This is a genomic window from Neobacillus sp. PVCKKU3 (assembly GCF_058323225.1).
This window is the reverse complement of record NZ_JBLVQN010000047.1, coordinates 38,779-49,815: the sequence shown is the minus strand read 5'-3', so window position 1 is coordinate 49,815 and position 11,037 is coordinate 38,779. Positions and strand designations below refer to the sequence as shown.

Below are 11,037 nucleotides of genomic sequence, written 5' to 3'. Positions count from 1 at the left end.
AGGAAATCGCAGTAGTAGATCGTGAGTTAGAGAAGTACTTTAAAGAGTTAGGGGTGTAGTTCATGTTACCTTCTAAAACTTTTACAAATATCGCTGAATTTAAAAAGTATCAAATAGGGGAGCTGTTAGATTTTTATCAAAAGACCATGTAAATTAGACTCAGACAAAGAATACCGACTTGTAACTGTAAAAAGACGTAATGAGGGTATTGTTAGTCGAGGTATTTATAAAGGATCAGATATAAAAACACCGTCTCAATTTTATATAAAAAGTGGAGACTTTCTCATTTCAAAACGTCAAATAGTTCATGGTGCTTGTGAAATTGTTCCAGAAGACTTTGATGATGCAATAGTTTCAAATGAATACACCATTTCCAGAGGGAAAAAGGCTTTAATTCTAACAGAATATTTTAATTTGCTTTCTAAAACTTTTTTTATGAAGAAACATTATTTCTTAAGTAGTTACGGTATAGATATCGAAAAAATGGTTTTTAATATTGAAGATTGGAAGAAACGATTTGTTTATATACCTTCTATAGATGAACAGGCAAAAGTTGTACATTTCTTTAAAAAGATTTCTGAAAAGATCGTCCTTCAGCAGGGAAAAATCGACTTGCTGAAAGAACAGAAAAAAGGATATTTGCAGAAGATTTTTAGTCAGGAAATTAGATTTAAAAATCAATATGGGGAAAATCAACCAAATTGGAAAACAATTAAATTGAGCCATTTTGCTAAAAAAATTGTAAGAAAAAATATAGATAAAGCTATAACCAATGTAATTTCAAATTCTGCTAAAAACGGCCTGATTTCACAAAAAGATTTTTTTGATAAGGAAATTGCTAACCAAGAAAATATAGATGGTTATTATGTTATTTCACAGGGTGATTTTGTTTATAACCCAAGGATATCTTCTGATGCCCCTTATGGTCCGATTAATATTTATAGAGAAAGTGAACCTGGAATTGTTTCTCCTTTATATATGTGTTTCACAATAGAAAACATACATAAGGAATTTATGTATTATTATTTTAAAGGCACCTTATGGCATAAATATATTTATATGCACGGCGACACTGGTGCAAGACATGACCGAGTAAATATCAAAGATTTAACCTTTCTTGAAATGCCAATTTCTGTTCCTTGTGAAGAAGAGCAAAGACAAATTGCTAACTTTTTTTCACAAATTGAGAACAAAATTAATTCTGAAGAAAACAAGCTGGCATTACTACAACAACAAAAACAAGCCTTCATGCAACAAATGTTCATATAATGAAAACAGCACCTTCCACTTTAAATGGAATGGTGCTGTTTCTGTTTTTGGTCAAAATCATCAATGGCTCAAGAGGTTTTGCGAATTTGCTGTCTTTTTACCAGAATGGGCAGGAAAATTCAAAAATGGTAATCTTAATCAAGTAGTGCTATATAAGAAGGAATCCGAAAATACATGATTTAATTACATATATCTTTCATGTATAATGACTATTATTCAGATTATACATATGATATTTCTTCGAGAGAAATCCTATAGATAAGCGGGATAATACAAAAAAACGAGGTTAATACATGAGTGAAACAAGATTTGAGGATTATAATTTAAGCGATGAAATAAGAAGATCTTTAGAGGTATTAAAATATGAAGCTCCGACAGAGGTTCAAAGTAAAGTCATTCCTCTAGCATTGGCAAATCAAGATCTTGTTGTAAAATCTCAAACAGGCAGCGGTAAGACTGCGTCCTTTGGAATTCCTATTTGCGAACTGATTGAATGGGAAGAAAAAATGCCACAGGTCTTAATCCTTACACCAACCAGAGAACTGGCTGTTCAAGTTCGCGATGACATTACGAATATTGGCAGGTTTAAACGGATTAAAGCAATGGCCGTTTACGGAAAAGAACCGTTTACGAAACAAAAAGAAGAATTGAAACAAAAAAACCATGTAGTTGTTGGTACCCCAGGCCGTGTTATGGACCATATTGAAAGAGAAACCCTAGTTCTTGATAAAATTAAGTATCTAATTATAGATGAAGCTGATGAAATGCTTAATATGGGTTTTATCGATGAAGTAGAATCAATTATCAATGAACTTCCTTTAAACAGAGTAACCATGGTATTTTCGGCCACATTACCTAAGGATGTTGAAAAACTCTGCCATAAGTATATGGAAAATCCTATTAATGTTGAAATTGAGGCTGGCGGGATCACGACAGATACAATCGAACATCGTCTAATCGAAGTGAAGGAAGATGAAAAAATTTCACTCCTGAAAGACGTTACCGTCGTTGAAAATCCAGACAGCTGCCTTATTTTTTGCCGCACAAAAGAACATGTTGATACTGTCTATACCGAATTGGAGGAATCCAATTATTCTTGTGAAAGACTCCATGGAGGATTAGAACAGCAAGATCGGTTTGCTGTAATGGATGGGTTCAAAATGGGGAATTTCCGTTATTTAGTTGCCACCGACGTGGCGGCAAGAGGAATTGATATTGATAATGTGACACTTGTTATCAACTATGATGTTCCAATGGAAAAAGAGAGTTATGTCCACCGGACAGGACGAACCGGTCGCGCAGGAAATGAAGGAAAAGCGATTACGTTTGTGACACCTCATGAAGGAAAATTCGTTAAAGCTATTGAACGGTATATTGGCTTTGAAATTCCAATCATGGATGCACCTACGCCACATGATGTTGCTGGTAAAAAGCCTGCTTTCGAAGAAAAAATCAGCGGCAGACGAGTCGTAAGAAATAATAAAACCGCCAGAATTAACCAAGATATCATGAAACTTTATTTTAGCGGTGGAAAAAAGAAGAAACTTCGAGCAGTAGATTTTGTTGGAACGATTGCGAAAATTCCTGGAGTAACTGCCGATGATATTGGAATTATTACGATCCAGGATCAAATGTCCTATGTTGATATTCTAAATGGAAAAGGCTCGCTCGTTTTACAAGCCATGGAAAATACAACCATAAAAGGGAAGAAACTAAAAGTTAGTAAAGCCCTAAAATAATTATACATTGAATTTCAGTGCCTGACCCCCGACATTTTAAGCGTTACAGATGCCGGGGGTCAGGCACTATTTTTCGGTGAATTTATTCACTGATGTGTTTTTTGTTTATTCAATCTATTATTTTAGAAAAATTTCATTTACGAACATTCACGCAACTAGTTTATAATAAAAGGATGTCGAAAATAGGTAATAGGAGTCTTTTAATGGCTCTTAAGAAGATATAAGTAGGTGAGTACCATCAATATCATTGAAACAAGGGTAAGAGGGTTCATTAGCGATATTCAGCACCCTAAACAAAAAAAGAAAATCAATAGTAACGATTTAGAATTTCAGTTGCGCAAGTTAGTGGATGATTATTTTGAAATGGACGGCTATTCTTTGTTTTATCGAGCAATCGAAACATTGCAGGCGGAGGGACAGCTAATCCCTATTCAAAATAATCAATACAATGGTAAAACACCTGCTCTTGCCTTATATTACTGGGTCAATATAAAAGTACAGGCCGACAAATGGGATCGTCTTGAGATGATGAAATTAAGTGATCGGTTTGATTTTTCCTATTATGAGCGTCATCCCGAATGGCAGACGAAAGAAGAGTGGCAGCGAATCGAGAATTTATATAGTTTTCTAAAGTCCAGCCAGGAACGGGAAATCGTATCATTGGAAGAAAGAAGCCTAGAGCTCTTTGGCCATGAAAAATTCTTATTAGATAGTGAGCAATTTCCTGATGGAAAAGGCTTTTTAACAAGAATCGGAATATCTGAGGACCAACTTAAAATGGTGAAGTATGGGGAGCCATTTGTATTTTGGATGAAGCAAGGGAAAGAAATAAAAGATATTCAGAGAGTTCTGATTATCGAAAATCTATCGTTCTTTCATACTTCTATTAAATTATTGGAAGCCAATCAACTCGATTATGAGCCAGAACTCGTTATTTACGGGGAAGGCACGAAAATTGAGCAGAGCTTTTCCTTTTTCTTTCGAATGTTTCCGCCCAAATCCTATCTATTCTACTACGCAGGAGATCTTGATGCTGCAGGGTACGGAATCCTCATCAGGCTGATCGAAAAATACCCAGATTGCAGCATTCAGCCTGCCTTAAAAATTTATCGGAAAATGCTAGATTGTCGAGAACAAAAAAATGACCAGAAAATGGGGCAAACGCAAAACCTCAAATACCGTGATTTATTTTTTCAATGGTTTACAGATGAGGAGCAAGCATTATTACAGCAATTATGGCAGGAAAACAAGCGAATCCCACAAGAAGTATTAACGATTGAAACATGGAGGAGATGGACTTGAACGAATCATGGGAAGGTTTTGCCCAGCGGATGCAACGATTAAATCCACTGTTTGAGCTTGGCCGGGGAATGGAAGTAGGGGAGCTGAAGCCTTATGTCCAAACGATTCTCATGCAAGTGCTCCTGACCATCTTTTACCGGGAATTAAATGATGATGATCATCGGCGCAAATCAGATATCAAGTATATGGTAGAGGACACCATTAAGCAAATGAAGCTGCTGGCCGACGATAAGCAAATTGAACGGATTACAAGCGGGCTATTATATCAGGGGAAAGAAGAGTATAGTCAACCGTTTGAAGCCTTATATTACGATGAAATAAAACAATCATGGGAAACTCAGGTCTTCCGTTATGTCACGATGGATGAAATATATACGAATTTAGAGTTGGGCGGATCGATTGTTTATAAACTTACTGACGTCTCTCAGGAAATGATTTTTATGAGCAGAGAGATGGCCGAAGAATTCTCCATTACAATCGAACAGCTCTATAGTATGCAGCTAATTAAGAATGGTAATTTTAGAAAAGCTACCCGAAACCTCGATCACCTCATTTCACGCGTAAATCGCTTAATGGCAAAGGAATTCACTTTCCAAAAGGAAATGATAAATAATCCCAAAATCTTGCTGATGGAAGAAGAATGGCAAAGGGCCGACAATCGGGTTGAAATTGAAAAGCAATTTGAGGAAGAAAAAAATCACTTTCGGACTATTACTAGGATGATAGAGAAATCGAAACGAAGAAATGAAGAGGATCATCCTATCCAAAAGGAATTGTTCCTGCTCCAAGAAAAAATTGGCCATACTAGGCAGCTGCATGACCGCTTTGCCAAGCTAGTGATTCAAAATATCTCCTATGAGATGAAATTAAAAGCGGAAAATCCCTCCTTGTTTTGGGAAACGAGTCTGGTTTCATTTCGCGAACAGTTTTATGAAAATTGGTTAATGAAAGAAGGGGTCAAGAGTTTCGAGACGATTGAAAGAGTCCTTTCTCCCTTATTTTCACCGAAGAATGAATTTATTCTGCCGCTTGATTGGATCTGGGGCGAACAAGAATTTGATGAAAAACAACTAACGGATGCTGTAATCGAAGAAGAATCAGAAGAAAGCATTACTCGAGTGCGAGTGACGAACTGGGATTCTGTTGTTAAGGCATGGAGTTATGTTTTTCAGCATTTACAAACATACGGGGAGTTTTCATTAGCTGATTTATCCACTCTTCCATTAGAAGTACAGGATTTATGGTTTGAAGAATCGGAATCGATTGATTTATGGATGATGTTTGATAAAAAGCCGTTAAAGGTTCAAGTGCTGCATCGGAAAGAAGAAACATTAAGTGACGAGCGGGAAATTCTTCTTTATAAACTAATGCAGGAATATCCGCAATTTCAAGTGTTTGAAGGCTTGAAAATCTTTACCATGTTTGACCATCGGGCGAAGTCTTTTCTTTGGTATCAAACGAAAATTACCCCGTTTAAGATCTGTGTACTGGAGGAAAAAAGATGAATGCAGAATCTATTAAAAAAGCATCAGCCGTCTATTTTACTCTATTAAAAGAAAAAGTAATTGACGAAAATAGCGAACATTTCGAGACGTATTTTGATCCTGAAGTGAGACAGACCGTTCTTTTATTAGCAGACGAATCAGGTACATATATTATTGAATCGCCTAAACGAATCCATTTGGTTGTCCAGCCGACCGGCTCTATCTTTGCCACGAATTTTACGCATCTGAAAGATAAGCATAAGCAAATCGAATCGAAAAAGCACTTTCATCTTGTTAGTATTGTCATCATGGCTTTTTTAGCGGCGATTGACAGCAATCAGGCTGCTAAAATTCGTACGAAGCGGGAAGGAATCAGCTATTACGCATTAGAGCGTCTTGTCAACGATCTGATCATGAAATGGGATAGCATTCTTAAAGCGAAACCTGACTTCGGAGAAGAGGAAAGAATTGATATGAAGGATGTTGTGACAACCTGGAAATACATGGAGGTTGAAACGGATGATTATGGGGCTAAAAAAGGCAATAGACGAACCAGAATCGGTTTAATTGCAAGCAGCATGCGTTTATTAGAGACGGAGGGACTGATCGTCATTTTGGACCGGGATGATATTCCAAAGGCCATTCCGAAACAAGAGCTGTTTGAGCGAATTGAATACCTCTATCACGATTATGACCGTTATGAATTATTCAAAAAATTAATGACTTCGGAGGTGGGGGAGCATGCCGAAAATCCATCGAATTAGAATTGTAGGCCTGAAGTATGATGGCATGCAAAAGCAATATAAAGATACCACCTTTCACTTTCATAATAAAGAGACATCCACAAATGGCCTTATTGCGATGATGAATGGGGGCGGGAAAGGTGTATTTCTGCAAACCATCTTCCAAATACTTAAACCTGGAACTTCATGGGGAAAACAAAACAATCGTTATTATCAGCAGTTCTTTTTTAATAACAAAGAGCAATTTATTCCTTATACCTTTCATGTTCTCATCCAATGGGAATTGGACGGCTCAGACCGACGGCATCTGGTAACGGGAGGAATGTTCTCAGCCGAACAGCGGATTTCGATGAATGAAGAAAGTGGAAATGACCGCAAAACCTTGGAACAGGAAGCGAAGATTGTTCCTAATATTACGTTTTACACAAGGGAATTTGAACGGAAGGAAGAGGTATCCCTAGAGCATATTCCATTATTTGAAAATGATGAGGTGGCTGATACTGAAAGCCTGAAGGACTATTTAAAATGGAATGGCTATGATGTTTACCGAGATACAAAGAAACACTACCGCATTCTTGATACATACGGAATTAACCGTAAAGATTGGGATATTATGAAGGAGATTAACAAGGATGAAGGCGGCGTTGGCAAATACTTTGAAGGGGCCGAAGATGATCATTCCTTATTCCAAAAACGAATCATTCCTACGGTTAGCCAAGTGTTGCACAGGACAGAAGAGCAAAAGAACGATCTTGTCGAGATTTTCAAGAGTCAGGCAAGTATCGCGAAGGATTTGCCTATTCTGTTAAAAAGAGAGCAAGCACATAAGGAATTTTTAGAAGACATTGTCCCTTTTGAAGAGAACCTGGCTAGAGGTGCCGAACATAAAGACATTGTGCAAGCAAGTATAAAAGAAGGAAGACAACTGTTAGGTGCTTTGGAACATTTAAAGCAATCCGAAGAGGAAATGCTGCTTGTTTTAAAGGAAGACATTGAAAAATTAACGATAAGGCAAGCTGATTTACGCTATCAAAAAGACAATCTAGAATATGCAAAAGCTCACCGAGAGGTACTGGATTGGGAGAAGAAATTAGGAGAAGAAAAGGATAAGCATACTTCCTCACAAGCAATGGTTCAAGAAAAACAAGAACGAAAAGAACAGCTAGCCTTTCAGGTATTATTAAAGGAATGGAGTGAAAATGAACAAAGTATTCGCGCTCTTTCACAGCAGATTGCGACATTAGAACAAAATAGTGGCCTAGAGCAAGTGAATCAAAGAATGGATGAAATCAAAGAAGAAGCAGTAAAGCAATGGGATGAGTCTTATCTTTCCATTAAAGAAGCTGTTAAGCAGTATTTAGGCTATCAAAAGTTCCTAAAGAAAAAAGGAAACGACCTGTCGCAGCAGGAGAAACTAAAGACTAGTGAGATTGCCCGGCTTAGTACGGAAATTGATCTCCTATATACACAAATGCATACATTTGAGTCTAAGGAAGAAAACCTCATTAATGAATTTGGTGACCGGATATCCTATGATTTGAAGGGATTTATTGGGTTTCTTTCTAAACAAATTGAAAACAAAAAGGTTTCGATAGAAGAGTTACAAGCAAAAGATAAAGAATCTAGTGAAGTGCAAAACCAACTAGCCACTACTCATGGTACGCTTGTCCAATCGATTCAGTTTTCGGAAGAAAAATGTGAAAAATTAAAGGAAGCAAATGAGGAGCAAACACAAAAGGAAGTAAAACTATTGGATCGGCTTCGTGGATTGTTAGATGATGTCGCGGCACCGCTAACTCATGCGCTTCTTTCGAAATATGTCATCCAGATTGAAGACATACTCGGCAATAATAGGGAACAAGCTGAACAAATTAAAAAAGATCTTTGGGAAATACAACTCGATCATTCCTTAAATGATGAGCACTTCTGGATTCCGAATAAAGATGTGAAAGAATTAAAAGAATGGATTGATGAAAAGACTGGCATCGATGTGTTTTATGGAACGCAATTTCTCCAATCTTTAAGTAAAGAAGAGCTTGCGAATTACCTTGAATCCTATCCGCTCCTTCCATATGGATTAGTCGTTAGCGGGCAGCAATGGCAAAAAATTAATCAGCAGCTTCTTTCCGGAAGAATGTTCAAAAGTCCTGTTCCGATATTTTTACGTGAGGAAATGAACAGTGAAAATCACCAACCAACCTTTGTGATAATTAACGGAACAGAGAAAGAGCTATTAACGGATAAAAATCATTTTACCAACTGGAAAATTAATATTGCTAAGCAAATAGAAGAAAAGAAAGAAACACTTATTGAAATTGAAAAAACAGAAACTGCCTTGCGTCGTATACTAAAAGAAATGGATCGATTTTTATCTCACGAGCTTGCGGTGGATATTGAGAGAGAGCTTAATAAGGAACAGTATACTCTTCATTCTATGAAGACGAAGTTACAGGAAATCACAACACAGCAGCAAAAAGAAAAAGAATTACAGCTCCAGCTAAAAGAACAGATGGAGACGGCAAAAGAAAAAATCGAAACGCTGACAAGAGATGTAGAAACATTAACGGAATATGATCGCGAAAGGCTAATTCATCAAGAAAATAAACGTGTGAAATTAGAGAAAGAGAAACAAAAGGAAGCCGCGAGTTTAGCGCAGCAGGAAATAGGAAAAGAGCACCAACAGATCATTGACCTGCAAACCAAGTGGCATCAAACGTATTTAGAATGGAAGGTTACAACCGAGCAAACGATTAAAGAGATTGGCGTCTTTATTGAAACAGCGGTATTTCCTCCTGATGAAAAAGTAGAGCAGTGTGAAGACATTCCCCGGTTGTCAGCTCATTTATTAGAGGAGCTAAATGGCAGTATTGAAGAGTTAAAACTGCTCCAAAAATCAAAAGAAGAACAAGCAAGAGAATTGCTGGTTATTCAAGTAAAAAAAGAAACAGAACAAAAGCAGCAAAATAAATTAGAGAAAAAACTAGATACCTATAATAAGGAGTGGAAAGACGCTCCGGAACCAGATGAACCTATAAGCATATTAGAAAATATGCTGCAAACAGCCCAAAAGGAAGCGAAGACGGCGGAAAAAGAAGAACGGGAACAAGGAACGGCTGTAACCGTCGCAGAAACTTCTTTAAAGCATGCAATTGTTCAGCGTGATAAGTCAGGAAAGAAAGTGACCAAACATGAAAAGCTGCCTGAAGAATGGGAAGATCTTGACTTAGAAGTAAAGGGAGTAGAAATACAAGACCAAACGAAACAAACGCTAGAGGAAGTAAAGCAGGCTGAAAAGCGCCAAAAAGAAATAGACTCCAACATTGCGGGTTATGAAGGGGATTTGTTAACATTATCCGTGGTCCTTAAGGAGGAAGCGGCAGCCTTTACTGATATGGATGTAGAAAAAGTCAGGAGTCAAGGGAAAGCATGTATTATATCTTGGTGTGAAAAACATCAAGTGATTCAGGAAGAAGGCAAAGAGAAGCATGCGAAAATCGAACAATCCTTACGTAATGTAAAGCAGACGATTGAAGGAAAGGATTGGGAGATTCGTTTTAAAAATGAAGTATTAACAACATTAGACCATATGGATACAAGGCATTATTCGCATATACAAAGCATTGTTAAAAATATGAAGCGCTTCTCACAAGGTGGTTTGGAACAATTAGAACGTGACAAAGAACGGGCAGAAAAGGCTCAAAACTTCTGGGCCAGCCGAGCCAGCATGAAGGTAATGAGTATTTCAGAGGCGATTCGTTCGATGATTGCAAAAATGAAGCTGAAAAATGAACGAGGATCCTTCCCGCTTGTGCAGCTAAAAGAAGATATTTTACCTAAAAAGCCCGAAGATATCGAGCCGCTGTTGAAGCAGCATTTTGTCGCTGCCATCAACAAAATTACCAAACAATTTGATACAATTGATCCCAATAATCAAGCAGTAGACCAAGAAATAAAACAACTTATTAGTGATGAGCAAATTTTGTTTGTATCACTACGAAATCGATACCCAGAGCTTCTCGTCTATAACATGCGGACGGATAATGCCTTTATGTACGGAAAACCGCAAAGAGAGCACTACTCAACATGGCAGACCATTAATCAAGGCTCAAAGACGAAATCAGATGGCAGTGGAGGACAAAAGCTGTCTGCCCGAATGGTTATGATGATGATGCTATTGTCAGTTAAAAATGAGTCAGACCAAAGCTGGGTTCCGTTAGTCTGTGATAATCCGTTCGGACAAGCCGCATCAGCACATGTCCTCGACCCGATTTTCTCAGTCGCCGAAAAACTGAAGTTCCAATTTATCGTCGTCACTCCGCCCGAACTGGTGAAGACGGAAATCAGCCGAAGATTCGATGCCTATTATAAATTGGACTTCATTCGTGAAAAAGGAAAAGAAATTGTTTCCGACACCATTGTTCCGGCATATCGAATTTATCAGGGAACTGAAGCAACTCAGGTAAGATGAGATATTGAAAAATACTTTGAAACCATTTATAA

Annotated in this window: 6 protein-coding genes; all 6 read left to right on the top strand. The window is 37.5% G+C overall.

Going from position 1 to position 11,037, the window contains the following annotated elements:
• Nucleotides 1–435: 435 nt before the first annotated feature.
• Complete coding sequence (locus tag ACNQGS_RS24455) at nucleotides 436–1,269, top strand: restriction endonuclease subunit S (protein ID WP_491489603.1); 834 nt, start codon at nucleotides 436–438, stop codon at nucleotides 1,267–1,269.
• A gap of 293 nt (nucleotides 1,270–1,562) precedes the next feature.
• Nucleotides 1,563–3,008, top strand: coding sequence for a DEAD/DEAH box helicase (locus ACNQGS_RS24450; RefSeq protein ID WP_491489602.1), 1,446 nt, complete (start codon nucleotides 1,563–1,565; stop codon nucleotides 3,006–3,008).
• 228 nt (nucleotides 3,009–3,236) lie between these two features.
• Nucleotides 3,237–4,310, top strand: a complete 1,074-nt coding sequence (locus ACNQGS_RS24445) for a Wadjet anti-phage system protein JetD domain-containing protein (RefSeq protein WP_491489601.1) — start codon at nucleotides 3,237–3,239, stop codon at nucleotides 4,308–4,310.
• Nucleotides 4,301–5,815, top strand: coding sequence for a hypothetical protein (locus tag ACNQGS_RS24440; RefSeq protein WP_491489604.1), 1,515 nt, complete (start codon nucleotides 4,301–4,303; stop codon nucleotides 5,813–5,815). The genes ACNQGS_RS24445 and ACNQGS_RS24440 overlap by 10 nt, the downstream gene beginning before the upstream one ends.
• Nucleotides 5,812–6,558, top strand: coding sequence for a DUF6063 family protein (locus ACNQGS_RS24435; RefSeq protein ID WP_491489600.1), 747 nt, complete (start codon nucleotides 5,812–5,814; stop codon nucleotides 6,556–6,558). The genes ACNQGS_RS24440 and ACNQGS_RS24435 overlap by 4 nt, the downstream gene beginning before the upstream one ends.
• A complete protein-coding gene (locus ACNQGS_RS24430; protein ID WP_491489599.1) occupies nucleotides 6,536–11,005 on the top strand; it encodes a coiled-coil domain-containing protein in 4,470 nt (1,489 codons plus the stop codon). The genes ACNQGS_RS24435 and ACNQGS_RS24430 overlap by 23 nt, the downstream gene beginning before the upstream one ends.
• Nucleotides 11,006–11,037 lie beyond the last annotated feature (32 nt).